Raw genomic sequence first — 22,624 nt, 5'->3', positions numbered from 1 at the left:
CAGCGTCAGTTCTTGCTCTCGCTCTTAGGCGACTTGCCGCCCCACGTCAGGTTGATCACGACGTTGTTGTCGGGGCCGGATAATTCGTGCGTCAGGCCCGAGGTGCGGAAGTCGGTGTAACTCTTCGGCGCGTGCCAGGTCGCCCTAGTGGCGGTGCGGTCGCAAGAGAAGACCTGGATGCGGTGTGTCCCAAGCACAGCCCCATCCGCCCCGTCGAAGCAACGGAGATTGAAGCGTCCCTCCGAGTCGATCTCGGACGACGAGGGACGCGTCCCTTTGGGGACAAACATGATCTCGCCGCTAGGGAGCGGCTTGCCGTCGATCAATACGACACCCGCTACTGGCACACGCTTGGGGCGGCCGTCGCCGCAGCCCGCCGCCGCCACACAGCCGGCGACGATGACGAAGCCGAGCTTGCCAGCGAGATTACGCCACGGTCGGTGCGAGCTGACCGACCAACTCGGTTTCTGTGCCATGGGTGCTCTCCCTAGAGGCATCACTAGTTCAACCGCCATTGGCCACACACCAAGCGTTGTCGGCGGCGTCGTGTTCAACGGGTGTCCCCGCGATTGTCGATTCGTTCTGGTAGACATCGAGATCGACCGTATCGAGCACGAATTCGATGTGCCCGTCGAGGTAGGAGAAATGGGCGCCGCCCGGGTGCCGACTGGCGAAGGCGCCGTTCAGCCTCGCTTGGTCGGGGGGGATTACGAACCCCAAAACACCGGGAGGCGTGTTGAGTGGCGCCGCGGTCACCCGGAAACCATCGGCCCAACGATTGGTGTAGGCCCAGACGTTAGAGCCATCCACTAAATGAGCGTCCACGACTTCGCCAATGGAGAACGTCTTTGATGTCCCGTCGGTGACGTGTCGCAGCTCGACGGGCTCCCAGTAGCGGTGAGCTCCCGAGGCGCGGTGCTTGGTCCGGCAGTAGTTGACACTTGGGCCCGTTGGGCCGCGATGCCCCCCAGAGAAGGCATACGTCCCCGTTGCCGGCTTGATGCTCCAACTCGTCCACGACGGGTCTTCCGACGAGGGCAGCGCGGTCGCCGACGGACAGACGTAGGGCGCGGGTCGCTGTGCCAGGAGGCGTTCGCGTTCAGGCGTCCGCCAAGGCACCCCGCTGGGGAACTTTACCGTCGAAGGCCAGAGGCCGCCCATTTCGTCGATCTGTAGCCCGTCGAAGAGAGCCTGCTCTTCAATGTACGGGAGCAAAAGTACGAACCCGCTGGTGCCCGAGAAATTCACCGGCTTGTTTACCAACTGCTGGGCGATATAGGTCCAGCTCGACCCGTCGGGGAATCGTCGGGCGACGGGCAGGAAGCCGTTGGTGTCCTCGTAATTGAGAACCGCCAGCGCGACGTTCTTGATGTTGTTGCTGCACGCCATCCGCCGCGCCGCCTCCCGCGCTGCCTGGACGGCCGGCAACAGCAGCGCCACCAGGATGCCGATTATCGCAATCACGACCAGCAGCTCGACGAGGGTGAAGCCCCTGACGCGCATCGGCAATCCCTTGCCACGATCTCTGCCATTTCGACTTGCTGCTGACATCACTTGAACCTTACGCGGTTTGGATGGGACGAGCCACGCTCGTACGCAGTGAGATATCTGATCGCTAAACGGGCGGCGCCTTAGGTCGGTCGAGGGCCAATCGGATTGCAGCGGCCGATTGACGCCTCAACGGACCTCCACCCCAGCTCGATCAACAAACCCTATCGACAACGCCTTTGGGCGCAGGCGTCCTGCCGCCCATTCGACCTGCCGCCCGTTCGACCAGCTGACTCTAAGCCGCCTACCGGCTCGCCGTAGATTCGGCGATCGTCGCCGGCAACCTCCTTCGAACCTCCTTTCGGTCGGCGAGCTGCCACGACTAGCGGCGCGACCTGATCGCGGCGGCCAGGCCAGCGACGACCAGACTTATCGCGCTAGGCTCGGGGATCGCTGCCGACGTCGAAGCCGGAAGCGTCGCGCCGTAGTTGTTGGCCCACAAGGTGTAGCCGGCCGGTCCGCTGTCGGGCGAACCGCCGTCACGCCAGACGGTGTAGTCGGCCGCGTCCACCACGTTGTCACCGTTGTAGTCGCCGGGAAGACCCGCGTTGCTGCCATTCACTTCCACCAGGAAGTTGTCGAGCAAGAAATCGAACTCGCTTGCCCCGGAGGTGGCATTGCGGAGGGCGAAGTAATCCCACGAATCGCTCTGTACGCCACCGGTGCCCGCGATCGGCACGCCTCCGCTGGTGTGGTCGGCGAGGGTCTCGGTGCCGCTGAGACTCCATGACTGCTGGGTCGCTGCGTCGAACACCGTCAGCGTCGCCGTGATCGTATCACCGGGGTTAACTTCCGTGGCGCGGACCAGCGACAGCGAGATGTTGTAGACCTTCGCGTTGCTGAGGGTGACGAAGTCAAACTCCGGGACGCCGAAGGGGTCGGGGTTCAGGTTGTTCGGGGCGGCGATAGTGTGCGTGTCGCCGCCCTGGAGGATGCGGTCGGCTTGCAGCTCCTCACGGATGCGCGAGCTGCCGCCGTTGTTATTTACGGTGTCGCTCATCTCGATGCCCGCCGTCCAGCCGTAGTCCCCGTTGGTGCCGATGTCGTCGCCGGGTCCGTGTTGGCCTGTCAACGATCCCTCAAACATGCCTTCATCTTGGCCCCAGACAGCCGGTTTCAAACCTGTGATCGGGAGTCCATTTTCATCGACCTGACGTCCCGCGAACGGGTTGGTCATCCCAAGCTGATTGTCGGTGTCTTGGAAGAGTCCGAATCGCAGCTCACCGAGTAACGGCACGAGCATGTTGTTCGCGTTGGGGGCGTCACGCCAGATGCGGAAGTCGAAACTTACTTTCACCTCATCCCCCACTTGCGGGCCGAGATGGATCCGGCGATCGAAGAAGCCCGACGCAGTGCTGCCTCCGCCGCTTGACTCCCACGACATCGCGTAGCCGTCGTTGATGGCGGGGATGTTGAGGCCGCTGGCCATCGTCTCTTGCATGGCGCCCGTCGCGTCATCGACGATCCGCATTTTCGGCTTCGGGCCGCCTGTTCCAGGCGTTGTCGAGGTGCCGCTAGTGAAGCCACGCGTCTGGAGCCAGCGGATCCCCGTGTCCGAGGCGTCGAGGACGGTAGTCACTTCGGCATTGGCGGGGCCGTCGCCGTTGGCGTCCCTCAACCGTGCTGGGACCCAGGTGTTGGGGCTCCCCAGGGGCGGCGTTCCACCAATATCGGTATCGACGTTCTCGAAGGGAACGCCGTTGTTGTTGATGTCGGCGTCGCCGAAGCCATCGCGGATGACGACAACCGCCAAGCTAGGCGACTGCCCCGCGAGCAACCCTGCCGTCGCGGCGACAACTAAAAACTGTGTCCAACGACGACCACTGGCCAAAGGATGAGACATGGGCTAGTTCCAGTGAAGCGGGATAGACAGATGAGGATCAAGGCGGCGAAACCACGCACAGAACGCGACACATCGGCTGTCTCGCGCTTCGTCGGCGGTTCGCCGGCCCGAGTACAGAGTGAAAAGACGAGGACTCGACAACAAGAAATTGGAGGAGGGCAGGCAACTCGCCGTCGGGCGCGAATAGCCATAATCGACTGGTTCAAACTAGCGAAGAATCCCGAATGCTCCCATCCAATAAGTCGGATTAGCACTCCAATAATTCGGCGTTCCGGACAGCGGAGCGCGATGAGCCGTGATTTAGCGCTTCCAGCACGGCTTTCGGCGTTGGTTGGGAACAACCTGCGCATCGGGCTACTCTTCTCGGAATCGATGCCGAAACTCGGTGGGCGTCGTTGATTCGTGCTTACGGAACACCTCGCAAAAGTACTTTGCCTCAGCGAATCCAGTGCGGGCGGCGATTTTCGCGATCGAGAGCTCGGTCTCGCTGAGCAGTAATTTGGCCCGCGCAAGGCGCACCCTTGTGATTTCCGCCTTGATCGTGCGGCCGAGGATCGATTTAACCCGACGCTCGAGCGTGCTCGGCGATCGGTCCGCGCGGGCAATCACATCGCTGACCCGGATTCCTTCGACCGCATGTTCACGGATGAATCGAATCGCGGCCGCTACCTCCAGGTCGTCGATGGCGAGCGTGTCGGTTGATCGCCGAGCGGCAATTCCCCGGGGGGGCCCCAGCAACACAGTCGATAGCTTCGGCTTCTCGCCACTAATCAACTTTGCCAAGAGGGCGGCGGATTCATACCCGATCCGACTGGGATTCACGTCGATGCTGCTGAGCGGCGGCGTGCAGAGGTTGCAGAGGTAGGGGTCGTTATCAACGCTCACCACCGCCACCTCGTCGGGGACAACCAACTCGGCCCGGCGGCAGGCATCGAGCACCTGTTGGCCGCGATCGTCGTGGCAAGTCATGATCCCGACTGGATTCGGCAATGTCCTGAGCCAAGAGGCGATCTGCTGCTGCTGCTCTTCCCACGTGGTCGTTGTGGGATGGGTGTTGCTGCCGAGCCACGTGAAGCATTCGCTTCCTTCCGATTGGACGAGTTCGACGAAGTATTGGCAACGCAGGTCTTGATTGGGGTTCTCCCCACGCGGCGTGCCGCAAAAGGCGAAGTTTCTCAACCCGCAATCGACGAGGTGCTGGAATGCCAAGTGGGCGATCGGGCGGTTATCGACCCCGATGAAGGGGAGCCCGAGCCCGGGCAGTGCGCCGCGGACATCGACAGCCGGAAGACCGGTTTCCAGAATCGTGTTCGCCATTCTCCCGCTGTTGACACGGGCCAGTATGCCATCCCCGTCCCAGTCGCGGAGCCACTCGGGCGGTGGGTCGTCCAGCCCGTGAGGTTCGAAGAAGATCGACCACGGTCCGTGCTCCTGCTGGTAGCGTGCGACGCCACGCAGAAGGCCCCTCCCATATTCGCGGGAAGTTTCAATCAACAGCGCGATATGCGGGATCTTCCGCATGGATGGGTCGGTTGATGAGGGGGAGAAGAGCTAGCGACCGAGGCCACCGAGGGACTTGACGACGCGTGCGATTTCATCGATTAGCTGGTCGCAGTACCTCAAAATAACGGTACCAAACTCGGTGATTCCAACAAATCCAGGGTCAACCTCAATGTTCCGACAGAACTGTTCCCTGCAGTTCCCGAGCGGCGATTCGTTTAGACATTACCGGCGATCACATGCGATTGTTGAGCTAGCGATCGGTAGGAATAGTGATTTAACTCGCGATAGGATAAGCGGTCAGGAGCTCAATTGGCGCCAAAAATCCGAACCCGATTCCTGAAAAACGGATTACTGCGACCTTTTCCGGCGAGTAGCATTCAGACACTCGTGTCGCCGTCCAACTCAGGCCCATTGGCCTGGGGTGCGGGGCTCGTTCTCAACTTTTCTTAGGTGTGCGCCATCTGGCGATCGGCCGCTCGGGCCCTCCTCCCGGACGACCCCTAGCCCACTAGTCACGCCGCTTCTGACGGGCATCGCCGTTTTGCATATCCGTTGGCTACGCCTGGTCGCGCCGATGCTCGCCGTTGTGAGCCTCTTGCCCGCCGCTTGGGCAGTCGAAAGCCAGTGGGTCTACCGCGGGACAACGGGCCGCCTCGTCTACGCGCCCGACGCTCAGGGGGACCGCATCCCCGATTTCTCAGACGTCGGCTACCGAGGCGGCCGCGCCCTGCTGCCAAACGTACCGACGATGATCGCGATCGATCCGATCGCCGGCGACGACACCGCGTCGATCCAAGCCGCCATCAATCAAGTGGCCGCTCTGCCGCTGGGTTCCGACGGATTTCGTGGCGCGGTGATGCTCGGTCCGGGGACCTATGAGATCAGCGGCCAGCTCAAGATTAACGCCAGCGGAATCGTCTTGCGTGGCGCCGGCCGCGACGCAGGCGGGACGCTACTCGTGGCGACCGGGACGACTCAACGCGAGTTGATTCAGATTGCCGGCGCCGGATCGCAGTCGACAACGGGTTCGACACGTAACATGATTGACAAGGTGGTCCCTGTGGGATCGCGCAGTTTCCGTGTCAATTCTACGGCGGGATTCGCCGTTGGCGACACCGTGCGGGTCGAGCGTCCCAGCCCTGCCAACTGGATTAGCGACCTGGGGATGGACACGATCCCGCCTCGATCCGACGGCGGGACCGTCGTCCAGTGGGCGCCGGGGTCGTTCAATCTGCGCTACGACCGAATCATCACGCGGATCGAAGGTGACCGGGTCTTCGTTGACGCGCCGCTCACCAACTCCTTCGAACTGCAGTACGGCGGCGGGACGATCAAGAAATACGACTGGGCCGGCCGCATCGAGAACGTGGGCGTCGAGAACCTGCGGGGCGAGTCCATGTTCGCCTCGGCGACTGACGAGGCCCACGCAACCGACTTTGTCACGATCGATAAAGCCCAGAACGTCTGGGTGCGGGGCACGGCATCGGCCAACTTCTCTGGATCCGCCGTCCAAAGCAATCCCGGCGCGAAATGGGTGACGGTCGAAAACGCGATCAACGAGACCCCCAAAAGCCTGATCACCGGTGAGCGTCGTTACACCTTCGACCTCAGCGGCCAGTTGGAGTTAGTCACGGACTCCGTGGCCAACGAGGGCCGCCACGACTTTGTCAACAACAGCTCCCGACCTGCCGGCCCGCACGTGTTCCACAACTCGATAGCAAACAACGCCCTCGACGAGGCGGGGCCGCACCAGCGCTGGGCCACGGGGACGCTCTTCGACAACATCACGATCGATGGCGACCAGATCAACGCCCGCAACCGCGGCAACTTCGGCACGGGTCACGGGTGGGCGGGCGCCAACATGGTGATCTGGAACTCGACGGCCGAAAGCTTCATCGTCCAGAATCCACCTACCGCCCAGAATTGGCTGGTCGGCTCGACGGGCGCGCTGATCGATGACCAGACCTTCGGTCCACAACCGCCCGGGTATGTCGATTCTCACAACGCACCGGTCGACGTCGATAGCCTCTACGAAGCGCAGCTCGAGGACGCCAAGGACGTGACCTCCTTTCACTGGCTTGGCGGCGCCGACGTCTGGACAAATGCCGACGCTTGGGGCGAGCGGCTCACGCCGGGCGTTTATCGAATCGAGAACCGAGACTACCTGATAGGCGATATCGACGATTTCACGAACGATGGGCCCACGAGTGTCGATGCGGCGCCGGTCGATCCCAACTGGCGCGCAGCGATCGAGTCAACCTCCATGGCCCCGATTACGGGCTTCGACGACGTGTCGGGTAACCGTAACGTCGCCTTCACTTTCCAACACCAGCTCGATTCAGGTGAACGCGTCGTCCACGGCAGTCTCGCGATCGCTCTGAAACAGTCGGGCGGCGCGGCCACCGACGACTTTTTGCGGCTGTTCGACCTGACCACCGCACACAAGCTGACGTTTGACCAGCTGGGCTGGCAAGCGGCCGTCAACCCAAGTGACGCGCATGTCGGAGTCGTCGATCTGGGCGCCTACACCGATCAGCTCCAATCGGGTTCGATCAATGTCCAAGTAAGCAACGACACCGCCGTGGACTGGGCTCTCTACTCGACGACCGTCGCCAAGGCGATCGGCGACGCGACAGCGGCAAGCGTCGTGATTGACAGCGGTGAGGCGATCGTCGCATCCGACATCGGCGCCGTCGGCGAGTTGATCGTCGGTGGACCGACAGGCGGCGCTCTCACGGTGACGGCTGGTGGCCGACTGGTGGTCGTCAGCGATTACGCTCAATCGCCGGAAGGTCTGCTGACGATCCATGTCGGCGCCAACGGGGCCGGTGAATTATCGATCGGCGGCGACGCCCTAATCGATGGCGCCGTGCAGCTGGTCATGAATGAAGGCTATGTAGCGTCGCTAGGCGACGCGTTCACGCTTCTCGACGTCGCCGGACAACTTGACGGCTCATTTGCGACGACGTTCGTACCTCAACTTGGCGGCGCACTAACGTGGCGGCTGTATCAGACAGCGCAATCGATAGAAGCGATAGTCGTGTTGGCTGGCGACTACAACGGTGACGGCGTCGTCGACGTCGCCGACTACACCGTTTGGCGAGACGCCCTCGGTTCGACAACCAACCTCGCGGCCGACGGCGACGGAAGCGGCTCGGTCGATCCGGCCGACTACGCCCTCTGGGCCGCGTCCTACGGCACTACCGCCGCCAGCGCCGGACCGGCCCGCGGTGTTCCCGAACCGCTCGCAATCCAGTTCTTCGCAACGATGCTGCTCGCCGCCGTCGCGCGACGGCCCTCAGGCTGCGCCTTGCGGGTTGACTTCCGTTGTCCCTCTCACAAGGTTCTCTCATGACGACTCCGCACCAACGACTCGATCGCCGCGCGTTCCTCGCCGCGGCTGCCGCCACCGGCGCGTCGGTCGCATTGCCGGCCTTCGGCCAGAGTCAATCCGAGCCCACTCGTCCCGAAATCTGCGCCTTCATCAAGTTCATCCAGTCGCTCAGTTACGACGAGATGGCGGCCCGGGTCGCCGAGATTGGCTTCGACGGGATCGAATCGACCGTTCGTGCTAAAGGGCATGTGCTTCCCGAACGCGTCAAGGAAGACCTCCCTCGCCAGCTCGAAGCGCTCCGCAAACACGGGCTCGACCTTACGATCATGACGACCGATGTCGTGCGGCTGGAAGACCCTTACACCGAAGATGTTCTCCGCACCGGCGCGGCGCTGGGCGTTAAGAAGTACCGGATGGGCTTCTACCGTTACGACCCCCAGCGGGGCGTGATAGACCAGCTCAACGAGATCCGTCCCCAGTTGCGCGAGCTGGCGGCGTTCAATAAAGAACTAGGTTTAACGGCGGTTTACCAGAACCACTCCGGCGCGGACTTCGTCGGCGCTCCGATCTGGGACCTCCACTATCTGCTGGACGGCATCCCTGTCGAGCAGATCGGCGTGGCCTTCGACATCCGCCACGCGATGATTGAGGGGGGCCTCTCCTGGCCGCTTGAGTACGACGTGATCAAGCCAAGCCTCGGCGCCGTATTCGCCAAAGACTTCGAATGGGCGGGCAATAAGACGCAGCACGTGCCGCTCGGCGACGGCCGCGTTGATAAGAAATTCTTCAGGATGCACCGCCAATCGGGGATCGAGTGCCCCGTGTCGCTGCACGTGGAGTACGTCGGGGAGGGGAAGACGCAGGAGAACCTCGCTGCGCTCGACCGGGACTATAAGACGCTCTGCAAATGGCTGGACCAATAGGGCCCCCCGCGGATTCCTCACCAACTATCGAACTGCCTGACTGCGAGGAAAGATGGACCTCATAGGAAAACGCGCCCTCGTCACCGGCGGAACGCGTGGCATCGGCGCCGCGATCGCGCTAGACTTCGCCCGCGGCGGAGCCAACGTCGTCGTCAACAGCCGGGCGGAAGACGCCACATCGCGCGAGACGCTCTCGCAACTCCGCGCGCTGGGCGTCCAAGCCGAAGCGGTCTATGCCGACGTGGCGAAGCCCGATGAGAACGAACGCCTTGTCGCGGAGACGGCCGAGCTGTTGGGCGGGATCGATGTTCTCGTCCACAGCGCAGGAGGTCCTTGCCCAGGGACTATCGAGACCGTTCGACCCGAGGATTGGATGAACGCGTTCGACGTTCATGTCCACGCCGCCTACCACCTGATCCGCCACGCGCTGCCCCATCTCCGCAAGAACCCGGAAGGGGTGATCCTGCTGGTTTCGTCGGTGGCCGGAGTGCGGGGTTGCCCGGGCGCGGTGGCCTACGGCGTCGTGAAGGGGGCGATCGTGCAGATGACGCGGATGCTGGCGCGCGACTTGGCCGAGGATAACCTGCGGGTCAACTGCGTCGCCCCCGGCATCATCCGCACGCGGTTCCATGAGAAGATGACGTCCGATCAGCAGAAGCACAATCTCGCCAACCGAATCCCCCTCCACCGCGAAGGGACGTCCGAACAAGTCGCGCAAGTCGTGCATTTACTCGCGACCAACGACTTCATGACCGGCGAGATGGTCGTTGTGGATGGCGGCATGTCCATGCAAGTCGTGCGCTGAGAGCGATTCCTTTTTTCATTGGCTTTTCTTTGCGGAGCGGGTCATGCCGGCAGATTCGAGTCGGGTCGATGCGGACCGGCAATTGCTTATCGACGCTCAAGGACGCGGCGTGGCCGCCACCCTTAAGGCATATGCCCGTCTTTCCGGCCCCGGGTGGCTGCAAAGCGCGTTGACGCTCGGCGGAGGTTCGCTGGGCAGCAGCCTCTACCTGGGAATCCTCGGTGGCTTCAGCCTGCTCTGGCTGCAGCCGTTCGCGATGGCGATCGGTGTCGTCATGATGAGCGCCATCGCTTACGTCACGCTCTCCACAGGTGAACGGCCCTTCCGCGCAATCAACCGTCACATCAATCCTGTGCTCGGCTGGTCGTGGCTGATTGCGACGCTTATGGCCAACATGGTCTGGTCGCTGCCACAGTACTCGCTGTGCTTTGCGGTCTGTGAACAGAACTTCTTCCCGTCGGTGTTCCAGGGAGATGGCGTCTTGGCCCCGGGGCCCTCCAACAGTTTGCTCGGCCGGTGGGTGGTCTCCGGCGCCGTGCTCGTCCTTTGCACCGTAGTCACCTGGAGCTACGGCAGCGGCAGTTGGGGGGTGCGGCTCTACGATGCGATACTCAAATGGGTCGTCGCACTAATCGTCGTCTGCTTCATCGGCGTCGTGGTCCGCATGGCGATGACTCCCGAAGGCGTCAATTGGGGAGCTGTCTTTGCAGGACTCCTCCCTAACTTCAAGCACCTCTACGAGCCCGTGGCGACGTTGCGGCCACTGCTGGAGGGGATCGCCGACCCCGAAGCTCGGCGCTATTGGACCGAGCTGATCGTTGGCGAGCAGCGTGACGTGATGCTCGCCGCCGGCGCCGCGGCCGTGGGCATCAACATGACGTTCTTGCTCCCTTACGCGCTGCTTACCCGCGGCTGGGACAAGGCGTTCCGTGGCATGACGATCTTCGACTTGGCGACCGGAACGTTCATCCCTTTCGTGCTAGCCACCGGTTGTGTCGTGATCGCGGCGGCCCAGCAGTTCCACGGCAGGCTCCCCGAGGGGGTGGTCGTTGCGGCGGACGGCAGCGTTGAGGTCCCTCGCCATTTCCAGAAGCCGTACGATGCCCTCTTGGAGCAGAGAGCCGCCGCAACAGTGAGCGGCTCCAATCAGATCATACCGTTCACCGCTGCCGACGAGCGGATTGCGGCGACCCTCGTCCGTCGCGACACGTTCGACCTCGCAAAGTCGCTCGCCCGATTGTTTGATCCCTCGGGCGGATCGGGGGGGCACTTCATGGCGAACATCGTGTTTGGCGTGGGCGTCGTCGCGATGACCATTTCTTCGATCTCGCTGATGATGCTGATCTCGGGTTTCGTCGTGTGTGAAGTGCTCGACCGACCCGCCGAGGGTTGGGTGTTTCGCTTGGGTTGTTTGATCGCGTCGGTCGGCGCCTTTTGGCCCCTCCTTTGGGAGGGAGACGCCCGCGCTTGGCTGACGGTGATCGCCGGCGTCTACGGCGCGATGCTGCTGCCGATCGCCTACGTCACTTTCTTCGTGATGATGAACAAGAAGAGCCTGCTCGGCGCCGAGGCGCCGACGGGCGCCAGCCGTATCGTGTGGAACGTCCTCATGGCGATCGCCGCCACCGCCGCCACCGCCGCCGGTGTTTCGGCGATCGTCGAAAAGGGGGGCATCGTCGGTGTCGCGTTTGTCGTGGCTTACATCGCGCTGGTGCTGGTGGTTCAGTGTTTTCATAAGCCTCCGCAGGCGTCGGCAGTCGCAGGAGCCGCACCCTTTGCGACCGCGTCTCTCTAGTGTTTTCTCGATCGTTATTTGCAATGACACGTCCCATCCGAATCGATCAACGACGTCCCATGGCGCTAGCCGTCGTCGCCGCCTTGCTGGCGGCCTGTGTGCCTTCAGAGGCGGTCGCCAAGGTTTGGCAAGTCGACGACGCTCCGTCACTCAAGAAGGCTGTCGCGTCGGCGAGCCCCGGGGATGAGGTCGTCCTCGCCGCGGGCGAGTGGCGCGACCAGAAGTTGGTCGTTAGGGGGCAGGGCAAGAAGGGGGCGCCAATCACCGTCCGGGCCGCTACGCCGGGTCAGACCGTCGTGACAGGCGCAAGCGTGCTCCGCATAGGAGGCGAGCACGTTGTTGTTGCGGGGCTGCTGTTCCGAGACCCCGCGTCGGAAATTAGCGACCTGATTCAATTCCGCGTGGATTCAAAGCAGCTCGCCTCTCACTGCCGCCTGACCGACTGCGCGGTCATTTCGACCAAGTCGGGCGACAACGCTCAAGAGTGCCGCTGGGTCAACCTCTACGGGGAGGGCCATCGCGTCGATCACTGCGCACTGGTGGGCCGCAGCGGCAAGGGGACGACGTTCGTCGTTTGGTTGGGCGACGGGAGTGAGGGCCGGCATCGGATCGACCACAACTATTTCGGGCCGCGCGAGCGCCTTGGCAAGAACGGCGGCGAGACCCTCCGGATCGGCGACAGCGAGACCTCGATGCTCTTGGGCGAATGCGTGGTTGAGCAGAACTTGTTCGAGAAATGCAACGGGGAGACCGAGTGCGTCTCGAACAAGTCCTGCGGAAACACCTATCGAAAGAACACCTTTCTCGAGGTCAGTGGGACGCTCACGTTGCGGCACGGAAACGGGTGTCTCGTCGAAGAGAACGTCTTCCGCGGAAACAAGGCTCGCGGCACAGGGGGCATCCGCATCATCGGAGAAGACCACGTCGTCCGCGGTAACTACATGGAGAATCTGACCGGCGATGACGCCCGGTCGGCGCTCACCCTGATGATGGGCATCCCAAATTCGCCTGCGAACCGCTACTTCCAAGTTAAACGAGCCGTCATCGAGAACAATCGATTGGTCGATTGCGAACACTCGCTGTTGATCGGGCTTTCAGACGATCGCCAAGCGACGCTCGCGCCCGTTAGTTCCATCATTCGTGGCAACGTCATTGTGGCCAAGGAGTACGCCGTGGTAGAGGCTCGCTGCTCCCTTGAAGGGATTCGATGGGACAACAATCACTTCCTGGGAGACTCACTAGGCATTTCGCCGGTGGCCGGTGTCGAGGTTCGCGAAGGCGACGTGAGGGCGCCGACTCCTATCGGCCGGGACGAGGTCGGTGCTTCCTGGCGATTCAATCCGAACTCAATCGAGCAGACAGAGTAATGGCTGCTGCCCTATGCAGGGCTCGGCTTACCGACCAAGGACACGATGGATGGGAAGGTCAATGTCGTCGCTAACAGCGATCGTGGGGTCGACGGCAGAGGCCGTCCGCGAAGAGATAAGATTGCCGACTAGCGGATGGTCGTTGAAGAGCACTTCTGCGCCTCCCCTACCGGCTGTCAACGGTAGCCAACCGGCGGCAAAGGCGGCAAGATTCCCGGGCCGCTCTTCGATTCTCGATTGGCGTCCCGAGACGATCGGCAGCACCACCAGAGCGTCTTTGCACTGAATCGGTGGGTGATGCATGATGTGATTCGCGCATTCTCAGGCCGAAATCTTCTACGACCGGCCGGTCCCGCTGACAAAAAAACAGAGTGGAAATCCAAATAATCGGAGTGTGTGCAGATTGCATCCGAGCCTTAATAACCTACCGGCGCGGAACTCTTCTCTGGCGTGACTCTTCTCTTTCTCCTTATGACGTTCTACTTGGGAGCCTGTCTAATGTGCCGTCGCTGCAAATGCCTTTCGATCTTTGGGAGCGTGATCGCGGTGGTGTTGCTGCTCAACACCACGCTTAACGCGGGGATTATCGTCAATGACAGCTTCGCTGACGGTGACTTGACTAAGACCGGGGCCTTGGACACCAACTGGTGGACGTCAAGCTCCAGCAGCGGGATTGAAGTCTCGGCAGGCTCGTTGGGCTTGGTGACGGGCAGTTCCGGTCGTGGGATCCACACCGTCTTCCCAACTCAAACGCTGTCCAATCTTGGTGACAGCGTGAAAGCAACCTACACGTTTACGGCGCCCGCAACAGTCGGGACGGGTTCGGGTTCCTTCCGGGTGGGACTCTTCGATACGCTCGGCAGGGCGGGTCTCGACGGGGATGTTTCGGCGTCCTCCGGCTCTCCCAACGCCCTCTTCGGTTGGAGTGTCGTTAATGGCGGCCCCGGAGACCCCGGTCTGCCTGGCTACTTGATGGACATGGACGTCAACGACGGAACCGACGATCTCAACATCCGTAAGCACATTACCAACTCGGCCACCGGTCGCTTGATGTCGACGACGGGCAATGGTTCTTTCTCGAGCCTGGGTAACGGGGATAATAACGTATATTCATTCGCCGCCAACACGGAGTACACGGGATCGATGTCGATGACTCGGATCAGCGCGACCGAGGTCGAGATCGCGGGGACGTTGGGAGCAGCGAGTTTCTCGATTACCGACACATTCGATTCAATCGATGTCGGTATGCTCGCCTTCCATGTAAACTCGAATCAGTTCGGATCGTCGAGCACGGCTGGCGATCCCAACAACGGCATCGATTTCTCAAATGTCACGATCGAGTTCTCTTCGGTTCCGGAACCCTCGACACTCATCTGCGCCATCGGATCGCTGATCTTCTATCCGGGATTCGGGAGACGCCGGCGCTCGCACTAAGGTACTCGGAGAGGACAGCGGGCTGGGGGCACGTCACCGCCGAGCTGCTGCAGCTACCGATCGAGGGCCGCGATGTCGGCTGTTGACGCTTTCCAGGCTTGTGTAATTGACCATCTCCCTGTCATCGACGTACTTCTGTAGAAGTGCGTTCCATTCGCGTAAATTGATGGATTCGACGGCGGTTTTGGGCTTCGTCGGCTTGGCCGTTTGAACCGTGGGGGCGGCGGAAAATGGCTGCGCGAACGATGCGATGCGATACTCGCCAGAGTCATATTGAACGTGCTTTTGAAGAAAGTACCTAGCTGATTTCACAGAAAGCGGAAACTAGGCACTGTCTGAGAACTGATCTTGCCGTGAAGTGCGGCGATATCGCAAGCTGAGGTTAGACGGATAGGTTCGACCATGGAGAGCTTAGCGATGGTGCGAGATCGTTTGAGCGATGACGCGTGGGAGCAGATCGCTGATGTCTTCCCGCCGCCGGCGGCGGTGGGCCGGAAGCGGAAAGACCCCCGCGACGTGGTGGACGGCATCCTCTACGTGCTCCGCACGGGTTGCCCGTGGCGGGACCTGCACGAGGAGTTTGGGCCGTGGCAGTCGGTCTACCACCACTTCAACAAGTGGGCCAGCGACGGCACGCTCGACGAGGCGCTCGGTCGGTTGACCTACGCCAAACCTGCTGAGGCTTCATCGTTCTCAGCAGCTCGGGCCAAGTTGCCGAAGTTGGACCACCTTCGGCGGCTCAGCAATCGGGCTAACTCGCTGAGGTGCACCAGACCTCAGCAAGGTTGGGATGCTCGACCACGCTTCGACTTCCTCGTACGACGCACACTGGCCGCCAACGCCGAATCGCCCGTTTGGGGGTTTGGTAGCGCTCCGGGGGCCTGATCCTTGGGGCGTCACCGCTCCCGACCGTAACCGGAGCCTCGCACGTTTTAGCCGAGGTTATGGGGAGGGGGGGTAGTCGTTTCTGGAGCGACGAAGCGCAGACCGTAGCGGGAGCCCCACGCGTTTTTTGGCACATTAAGGGGGTTTTGGTCCCCGTCGAGAGAGAGAGCCCTCGCCAGTCTCACAGCGGCGAGAGGTTCGATGCCGGTATCACCCGAAGGGGGGCGGGGCGTCGTGGAAGGACCCGACCGCCCCCCCCGGCTTGCTGTTGTCCCACGGGATTGATGCGCCGCGCGAACCAAGTCGGGCCGGGACGCTAGCAGGTTAGCCCCAGCGGCTAGTTCATCATCATCCTGAGAATTGCACTGCCCCGCGCACAAAGTTGGCTCGATGCGGGGCTATGCCTACCCCGGGTAGTCCCCTCCGAGGAGAACCTAAGCCACGGGGGGGCCGGACGGAGTGTATGTCAGACCCAAACGGCAGCGGTGGGAACGGTCGCGTGCGGATCGCAGGAAGGACCCCGAGACCCCGGGGGGCGTTCGGGTCCTCCGCGGGGCGCCCCCGTGGGTAGGCGAAGCCGGCAATCCCGACACTTTTGCGCCCACGACTTCGCCGAAGGTAAGTAAGTAATTACGCCGCGGCGCTACGGGTCCTTTCCAGCGGCCGGCGATCGCGACCCAAGGGAGATGCGGCTAGGCCCAAGTCCCTTCCCCACCCGTCGGGACAGAACGGGAGTAGTCACTACTCCCGTTTGATCGCAAATCGATAGGAAGTAGTGAAAAGAAAGGCGTAGCCATACGACGTTTGCCCTTCTATTCTAAGCCTGTTTTAACTCCCGTTCCTTCGCACGGGTTTGCACGCCGGGGCTGTTTCCCAAGCTGGATGTCGTCGGTTCGATCCTCATCGCCCGCTTTTTTCAGAAGTCCTTGCTGAATCGCGACTTGCGATACCTGCAGACGGTCGGCAGTGCGGCGTTTTCTCGGGAGCCAAAACGGTACGTACCGTTTTGCGTCCTCAGCAGGAGACCCGCGCTATGCCCGCCCTCACTAAGTCGCTCCCCAAGTACCGCAAGCACCGGGCCTCGGGACAAGCCGTCGTGACGATCGCCGGAGTGGATCACTACCTCGGCCCCCATCGCACCGCCGCGAGCCGTCGGGAGTACGACCGCCTCGTCGCCGAGTGGCTCACCCGCGGCCGCCAGCCGGCGCCTAGCGCCGACACCGGCCCGACGGTCGTCGAGGTCGTTGCCGCTTACAACGCCTCACCGACATGCGGCCGGGCGAGGTCTGCCTTATGCGGCCGTGCGACGTTTGACACTACCGGCCCGAATCGCACAAGACACAGCACCACGGCCGCGAGCGGGTCGTCTTCCTCGGCCCCAAGTCGCAAGCATCCTCCTGCGCTACCTCGCTCGGGGCGCGTCGTCTCTTTGCTGCCGGTGCTGCCTAGAGAGGTTGGTTCCTGGGCCTTCCTGTTTGATGCGGAAGGCCCCGGACGGCGGCTGTTGACCTCGCTCGGGGCGTCGGGCGGTCGAAGCGATTGTCCTCGTAATCGACCGAGATGAGGCGAACAGATAATCCGGACGATTCGCCCTTGGTGGCAAAAGCCCCGGCATTTTTAGGGGTTAGGGCTCACGGGCGAGACCAGTCGCCAACCATTTTGGATGGGCAGCAGTAATCGGGCGCCAACTGACTAATATGGCCGGGACAACCTTCGTCTCAATGGATCGACTCTCGATCGTGCGGGCGCTGAAAGCTTCTTACCCAGGCGCCTCGATGGGCAAAACGTCTCCGCTGCTCGCTCGCCTTGCGCGAGCGAGCGCCCTGCTCTTGTTGGCGTCGTTCGCCACGGCCCAATCGCGGTTCTCGCTCGAAGGCGAGATGAACCTCGGCGCCGACCAGGTCGATATCCCGTTCAATCTCTCGGCCGATGTTGCCAGCCCCGACCCGCTGGAGTTTCGCACCTGGTCCCACTCGGGCGGCACGAACCACGCTGGCGACGTGATCGCGGCGGTTGGTTTCGACCCGACCCTAACGCTCCTCGACAGCACACCCACTCAGATCGCCTTCACCGACGACGGCTCCGGCATCTCAGGGAATTATGAATCCATCCTTGGTCACGCCACCACACCGACCGGAAATGGAGCCCAACCACTGCCCGCCGTACTTCCCCCCGGCGACTACTCACTACGCCTTGATGTGCTTAACGACAGCTTCGATGGAAGAACAAAAGCTTGGGCCGTCGATCTGACCGGTCCCGACAATGTCGTGACGCTCTCGCTCGACGAGATTAATCTCGTAGCTGGTTCGCTAGGCATTAGCAAAGCGACCGTCACGGGCGCCGGTTCGACTCTGGCTAACGCTGGCAGTCTGACTGTCGGCAATACGGGTGAGGGGGAGCTGGTGATCAGCGACGGTGGCAGAGCTACCAACACGGAAGGCCATATTGGATTTTCCAGTAGTGGGACCGGGGCCGTTACCGTCACCGGCGCAGGCTCGCAGTGGAACAATTCTGGCGGACTGGTCTTGGGGGGCAGTGCGACCACCGACGGCGGAGTGGGCACGCTGAACGTGAATTCCGAAGGCCGCGTGCAGGTGGGTGATGATACCGGGACCTATCAGTTTAATCCGACAGAAATGATCATCAGTGATGCGGGCGCCAACGGAAAGCTGTTGGTCCGGCATGGCTCAACGATTACGAATTCGGGAGTCGCCGCCATTGGGTATACCGCCGGCCACACCGGCGAGGTGAGCGTGATGGGCGCTGGCTCGCAGTTCAATAACTCTAGCGAGTTATTTGTCGGGGGAATTGGCGACGGGACTCTGAACGTCGAGGCGGGCGGCGTGGTCTCAAGTGCCGGCGGCTACATCGGCCTTTTTATCGGCTCGACGGGCGAAGCGACCGTGACGGGCGCTGGCTCGCAGTGGAATAACTCCAGCGAGCTGGTAGTCGGTCGTTACCTCAACGGGACGCTCAACGTCGAGGCGGGTGGCGTGGTCGCCAACACCAGCGCCCGCCTCGGATACTTTTATGGTTCGATGGGCTCAGCAACCGTCACCGGCATCGGCTCGCAGTGGAACAACTCCAGCAATCTTAGTGTTGGTGAAGCCGGCGACGGCACGCTAAACGTCGAAGCAGGCGGCGTAGTCGCCAATACCGCCAGCTCCATTGGCTATGGTTCCGACTCGGCGGGCGAGGTGACCGTGACGGGCGCCGGCTCACAGTGGAACAACTCCAGCGAACTGCGTCTAGGTGTTTTCGGCAGCGGCGTGCTGCTTGTTGAGATGAGTGGCGTGGTAACTAGCACCAAGGGCACGATAGGCTACTTTGGCGGTTCAACGGGCGAGGCGACCGTGACGGGCGCTGGGTCGCAGTGGAACAACTCTGGCGAACTGGTTTTGGGGGGCGATGCGACCACGGACGGCGGAGTGGGCGCGCTGAACGTGAATTCCGAAGGCCGCGTGCAGGTAGGGGATGATGCAGGCGCCTTTGGGCTTAGTCTGGCAGAAATGATCATCAGTGATGCGGGCGTCAACGGAAAGCTGTTGGTCCGGCATGGCTCGACGATTGCGAATTCGGGAGTCGCCGCCATTGGGTTTACAGCCGGCCACACCGGCGAGGCGACCGTCACAGGCGCCGGCTCACAGTGGATCAATTCTGGCGGACTGGTCTTGGGGGGCAGGGCGACCACCGACGGCGGAGTGGGAACGCTGAACGTTAGTTCCGAAGGCCGCGTGCAGCTTGGTGATGATACAGGCGCCTCTGGTAACGGTCTTGCAGAAATGATCATTAGCGATGCGGGCGCCAACGGAAACCTGTTGGTCCGGCATGGCTCAAAGATTACGAACTCGGGAGTAGCCGCCATTGGGTTTACCGCCGGCCACACCGGCGAGGTGACCGTGATGGGCGCTGGCTCACAGTGGAACAACACAGATTCCTTTGTTGTCGGTCAATCCGGCAACGGAACGCTGAACCTCGAAGCGGGTGGCGTCGTCGCCAGTGCTAACGGCAATGTCGGCAGTTCTTCCGGCGCGATGGGCGAGGCGACGGTGAGGGACGCTGGCTCACAGTGGAATAACTCCGACGCCCTGCATGTTGGTAACTACGGCAACGGTACGCTAAATGTTGAGGCGGGCGGCGTGGTCACCAACACCAGCGGCTACCTCGGCTTTGCTTCCGGCGCGATGGGCGAAGCGACCGTGACGGGCGCTGGCTCGCAGTGGAACAACTCCAGCTTTCTGAGTGTCGGTCGATACGGCAACGGCACGCTCAACGTCGAAGCGGGCGGCGTCGTCGCCAGTGCCGACAGCAGTGTTGGCAGTTATTCTGGCTCGACGGGCGAGGCGACCGTGACAGGCGCCGGATCGCAGTGGAACAACTCAGGTTCGCTTGCTGTCGGTCAATTCGGCAACGGAACGCTGAACGTCGAAGCGGGCGGAGTCGTTGCCAGTACCAACGGCGGCGTTGGCAGTTCTTCCGGCGCGACGGGCGAGGCGACGGTGACGGGCGCTGGCTCGCAGTGGAATAACTCAAGCTTTCTAGATGTCGGTAATTCCGGCAACGGGACGCTAAATGTTGAAGCGGGTGGCGTGGTCACCAACACCGTGGGCTACATGGGTTACACTTCCGGCGCGACGGGCGAGGCGACCGTGACGCGAGCTGGTTCGCAGTGGAATAGCTCCAGCGAACTGCGTCTAGGCGTCTTCGGCAGGGGCGTGCTGTTTGTTGAGGCGGGTGGCGTGGTAACCAACACCAAAGGCACCATAGGCTACTTTGGCGGTTCAACGGGCGAGGCGACGGTGACGGGCGCTGGCTCGCAGTGGAATAACTCCGACACCCTGTCTGTAGGTGGGGGAGGCAGTGGTAAACTGCATGTTGAAGCGGGTGGCGTGGTCACCAACACCGAAGGCAAGATAGGCTACGTTGGTAGTTCAGCGAGCGAGGCGACCGTCACGGGCGCCGGGTCGCAGTGGAACAACTCGGCCGATCTCTATGTCGGCGGCTCCTCCTCCGCTGCCGGGGGAACCGGAACTCTCAATATCCTCGACAATGGTTTGGTTTCTGTTATCGGAACCACCAAACTTTGGACGACCGGTTCCGTCACGCTGGACGGGGGTTCGCTCACCACCGGCTCGTTCGATAACAGCGAACTGGGCGCCTTCAACTTCCACGACGGAATCCTAACGGTCAACGGCACGGGCGGAACCTTCAACCCAGGCACGGCAGACTTCGAGATCGATGCGAACAATCCTACGGCCATGCCGTCGCTTGTGATTGCCAACACGGCAACGGCGACGCTCTCGGGGGATCTGACCGTTGGCAATTCCAACAACGGCACGCTCAACGTCGAAGCGGGCGGCGTCTTTGCGAACATCAGCGGCTACATGGGCTATGACTCTGGCTCGACAGGCGTAGCGACCGTGACGGGATCCGGCTCACAGTGGAACAATTCTGGCGGACTGGTCTTGGGGGGCAGTTCGACAACCGACGGCGGAGTGGGAACGCTGAACGTTAGTTCCGAAGGCCGCGTGCAGCTGGGTGATGATACAGGCGCCTCTGGTAATGGTCTGGCAGAAATGGTCATCAGCGATGCGGGCGCCAACGGCAAGCTGTTGGTCCGGCATGGCTCAATAATTACGAACTTGGGAACCGCCACCATTGGTTTTAACATTGGCCACACCGGCGAGGCGACCGTGACCGGCGCCGGCTCACAGTGGCACAACTCGGGTGGACTGGATGTTGGCCGTTTCGGCAATGGCACGCTAAACGTCGAAGCGGGCGGCGTGGTCTCGAACGCCAACGGAGCCATTGGCCTTATCGCTTCCGAAATTGCCGAGGCGACCGTCGCCGGGGCCGGCTCGCGGTGGAACAACTCGGGCAACCTTCGTGTCGGCCTGGAAGGCAACGGCGTACTGAGGGTTGAGACGGGTGGCGTGGTCAGCAGCACCGAGGGCACGATCGGCTACCACGCGGGTTCAACGGGCGAGGCGACCGTCGCCGGGGCCGGCTCGGAGTGGAACAACTCGAGCCCCCTGCTTGTGGGAAGAGGGGGCGCCGGCACGCTGAACATCGAATCGGGGGGAGTGGTCTCAAACTCGTTAGGCTTAGTTGCTTTTTCCACCGGTTCGACAGGCAACGTGACGGTTTCCGGTTCCGGCTCGCAGTGGAATAGCACGGGTGATCTTTCGATAGGGGGCTCCCTCTTCGCCGCCGGGGGAACCGGAACACTCGGCATTCTCGACAACGGTTTGGTTTCCGTTCTCGGAACCACCCTGCTTCATTCAGGTGGCGCCGTGATGCTCGACGGCGGAATCCTTGAGACGACCACGCTCGACCTCACCGAAGGCGCCTTCGACATGCTCAGCGGCGTGCTGGCAACCGTCGGCGTTGTGGGTGACTTGTACAACCAGGGGGGCGTCTTGCGGACGACCGACCTCCTCCAAGTCACCGGTAACTTGACGCAAGCGACTGCCGCTACGCTGGCGATCCAACTCGGAGGGTTGAACCCGGGCCAGTACGACAACGTCAACGCCGAGGGCCAGGTCAATCTCGGCGGCACGCTGGAGGTCTTCTTGGACAGCTTTGCCCCCTCGGCAAACGACCTCTTCAACATCCTCGGGGGCGGCGCCATCAACGGCGCGTTCGATACGATCGACTTCTCGGGCGCCTCGCTAACGGCGGGCCTCGAATGGCAGGTCGATTACTACGCCGACCGAGTCGACCTGTTGGTTGTCGGCGCCAACCCCGGCCTCGCCGGTGACTACAACGGCGACGGCGTCGTCAACGCGGCCGACTACACCGTGTGGCGTGACGGCAACTCGCCCGATAGCAGCCCAACCGGCTACGACCTCTGGGCGACCAACTACGGCGCCACAACACCGGCGCCCAACGCCTCAACGACGACTCAGTCCGTGCCCGAACCGGCAGGCGCCGCCTTGATGCTGCTCGCCACCCTCGCCGCGACGCTCCGCCGCCGAGTCGCCGTCGGGAACTTGGGTAGCGTCCGCGGGTCCTAATCTCTGGGGCGTCAACACTACCGACGTCAATAGCTTGCCTCTCACGGCTAGCCGTCAACTTCCGTGACGCGTGTCCGCTTGGGGAAGCTGTGGCCTTCAACGCTCGCGCTCAGACGGGGCAGCTCTCGAAGAGTTGCTGCGACGCCTCCCGTCGGAGGAAAGATTTCGGAT

General features: G+C 62.2%; 13 protein-coding genes. 9 read left to right on the top strand and 4 right to left on the bottom strand.

All coding sequences use genetic code 11. The features are described 5' to 3' along the window. Positions 1 to 5: 5 nt before the first annotated feature. The 4 genes from Pla108_RS02010 to Pla108_RS01995 form a co-directional block, all read right to left on the bottom strand. Entirely contained in the window at positions 6 to 476 is a 471-nt protein-coding gene (locus tag Pla108_RS02010; protein WP_146442239.1) for a hypothetical protein, read from the bottom strand. Positions 477 to 504: 28 nt separating this feature from the next. Continuing rightward, positions 505 to 1,503 carry a DUF1559 family PulG-like putative transporter gene (locus Pla108_RS02005; protein ID WP_197526156.1) on the bottom strand — a complete coding sequence of 333 codons (999 nt, stop codon included), beginning with the start codon at positions 1,501 to 1,503 and terminating at the stop codon, positions 505 to 507. Positions 1,504 to 1,870: 367 nt separating this feature from the next. After that, a complete protein-coding gene (locus Pla108_RS02000) occupies positions 1,871 to 3,391 on the bottom strand; it encodes a hypothetical protein (RefSeq protein WP_146442233.1) in 1,521 nt (506 codons plus the stop codon). 354 nt (positions 3,392 to 3,745) lie between these two features. Beyond that, positions 3,746 to 4,912: an AraC family transcriptional regulator gene (locus tag Pla108_RS01995; protein WP_146442230.1), complete on the bottom strand. Its 1,167-nt coding sequence runs from the start codon at positions 4,910 to 4,912 to the stop codon at positions 3,746 to 3,748. A gap of 523 nt (positions 4,913 to 5,435) precedes the next feature. On the opposite strand from Pla108_RS01995, the gene Pla108_RS01990 reads away from it, so the two are divergent. The 9 genes from Pla108_RS01990 to Pla108_RS01950 all read left to right on the top strand — a co-directional run bounded on the left by Pla108_RS01990 (position 5,436) and on the right by Pla108_RS01950 (position 22,453). After that, positions 5,436 to 8,249, top strand: coding sequence for a hypothetical protein (locus tag Pla108_RS01990; RefSeq protein ID WP_197526155.1), 2,814 nt, complete (start codon positions 5,436 to 5,438; stop codon positions 8,247 to 8,249). Beyond that, positions 8,246 to 9,151, top strand: a complete 906-nt coding sequence (locus Pla108_RS01985; RefSeq protein WP_146442223.1) for a sugar phosphate isomerase/epimerase family protein — start codon at positions 8,246 to 8,248, stop codon at positions 9,149 to 9,151. Before Pla108_RS01990 ends, Pla108_RS01985 begins: the two co-directional genes overlap by 4 nt. Positions 9,152 to 9,203: 52 nt before the next feature. Beyond that, a complete protein-coding gene (locus Pla108_RS01980; RefSeq protein WP_146442221.1) occupies positions 9,204 to 9,956 on the top strand; it encodes an SDR family NAD(P)-dependent oxidoreductase in 753 nt (250 codons plus the stop codon). Between the two features lie 43 nt (positions 9,957 to 9,999). Then, on the top strand, positions 10,000 to 11,751 hold the full coding sequence (locus tag Pla108_RS01975; RefSeq protein WP_197526154.1) for a divalent metal cation transporter: 1,752 nt from the start codon (positions 10,000 to 10,002) through the stop codon (positions 11,749 to 11,751). 59 nt (positions 11,752 to 11,810) lie between these two features. Continuing rightward, positions 11,811 to 13,118 (top strand): polysaccharide lyase 6 family protein, encoded by a 1,308-nt coding sequence (locus tag Pla108_RS01970; RefSeq protein ID WP_197526153.1) that lies wholly within the window; start codon positions 11,811 to 11,813, stop codon positions 13,116 to 13,118. 498 nt (positions 13,119 to 13,616) lie between these two features. After that, positions 13,617 to 14,552, top strand: coding sequence for a hypothetical protein (locus Pla108_RS01965; RefSeq protein WP_146442213.1), 936 nt, complete (start codon positions 13,617 to 13,619; stop codon positions 14,550 to 14,552). A 417-nt stretch (positions 14,553 to 14,969) separates the two neighbouring features. Next, entirely contained in the window at positions 14,970 to 15,437 is a 468-nt protein-coding gene (locus Pla108_RS21430; RefSeq protein WP_197526152.1) for a transposase, read from the top strand. A gap of 1,033 nt (positions 15,438 to 16,470) precedes the next feature. Continuing rightward, on the top strand, positions 16,471 to 17,001 hold the full coding sequence (locus Pla108_RS01955; protein WP_146442207.1) for a hypothetical protein: 531 nt from the start codon (positions 16,471 to 16,473) through the stop codon (positions 16,999 to 17,001). A gap of 211 nt (positions 17,002 to 17,212) precedes the next feature. Continuing rightward, complete coding sequence (locus Pla108_RS01950) at positions 17,213 to 22,453, top strand: beta strand repeat-containing protein (protein WP_197526151.1); 5,241 nt, start codon at positions 17,213 to 17,215, stop codon at positions 22,451 to 22,453. Positions 22,454 to 22,624: the final 171 nt, after the last annotated feature.

The organism is Botrimarina colliarenosi (genome assembly GCF_007859955.1).
Classification (GTDB): Bacteria; Planctomycetota; Planctomycetia; order Pirellulales; family Lacipirellulaceae; genus Botrimarina; species Botrimarina colliarenosi.
Note: the sequence above shows the minus strand (reverse complement) of the source record. Positions and strands in the feature narration are given on the sequence as shown.

Bases quoted from the DNA above. Each gene is read 5' to 3' on its own strand.
- Pla108_RS01980 (WP_146442221.1), top strand. From the start codon at position 9,204: ATGGACCTCATAGGAAAACGCGCCCTCGTCACCGGCGGAACGCGTGGC.
- Pla108_RS01965 (WP_146442213.1), top strand. From the start codon at position 13,617: ATGTGCCGTCGCTGCAAATGCCTTTCGATCTTTGGGAGCGTGATCGCG.
- Pla108_RS01950 (WP_197526151.1), top strand. From the start codon at position 17,213: ATGGGCAAAACGTCTCCGCTGCTCGCTCGCCTTGCGCGAGCGAGCGCC.
- Pla108_RS01995 (WP_146442230.1), bottom strand. From the start codon at position 4,912: ATGCGGAAGATCCCGCATATCGCGCTGTTGATTGAAACTTCCCGCGAA.
- Pla108_RS01955 (WP_146442207.1), top strand. From the start codon at position 16,471: ATGCCCGCCCTCACTAAGTCGCTCCCCAAGTACCGCAAGCACCGGGCC.
- Pla108_RS01970 (WP_197526153.1), top strand. From the start codon at position 11,811: ATGGCGCTAGCCGTCGTCGCCGCCTTGCTGGCGGCCTGTGTGCCTTCA.
- Pla108_RS02005 (WP_197526156.1), bottom strand. From the start codon at position 1,503: ATGCGCGTCAGGGGCTTCACCCTCGTCGAGCTGCTGGTCGTGATTGCG.
- Pla108_RS02000 (WP_146442233.1), bottom strand. From the start codon at position 3,391: ATGTCTCATCCTTTGGCCAGTGGTCGTCGTTGGACACAGTTTTTAGTT.
- Pla108_RS01985 (WP_146442223.1), top strand. From the start codon at position 8,246: ATGACGACTCCGCACCAACGACTCGATCGCCGCGCGTTCCTCGCCGCG.
- Pla108_RS02010 (WP_146442239.1), bottom strand. From the start codon at position 476: ATGGCACAGAAACCGAGTTGGTCGGTCAGCTCGCACCGACCGTGGCGT.
- Pla108_RS01975 (WP_197526154.1), top strand. From the start codon at position 10,000: ATGCCGGCAGATTCGAGTCGGGTCGATGCGGACCGGCAATTGCTTATC.
- Pla108_RS21430 (WP_197526152.1), top strand. From the start codon at position 14,970: ATGGTGCGAGATCGTTTGAGCGATGACGCGTGGGAGCAGATCGCTGAT.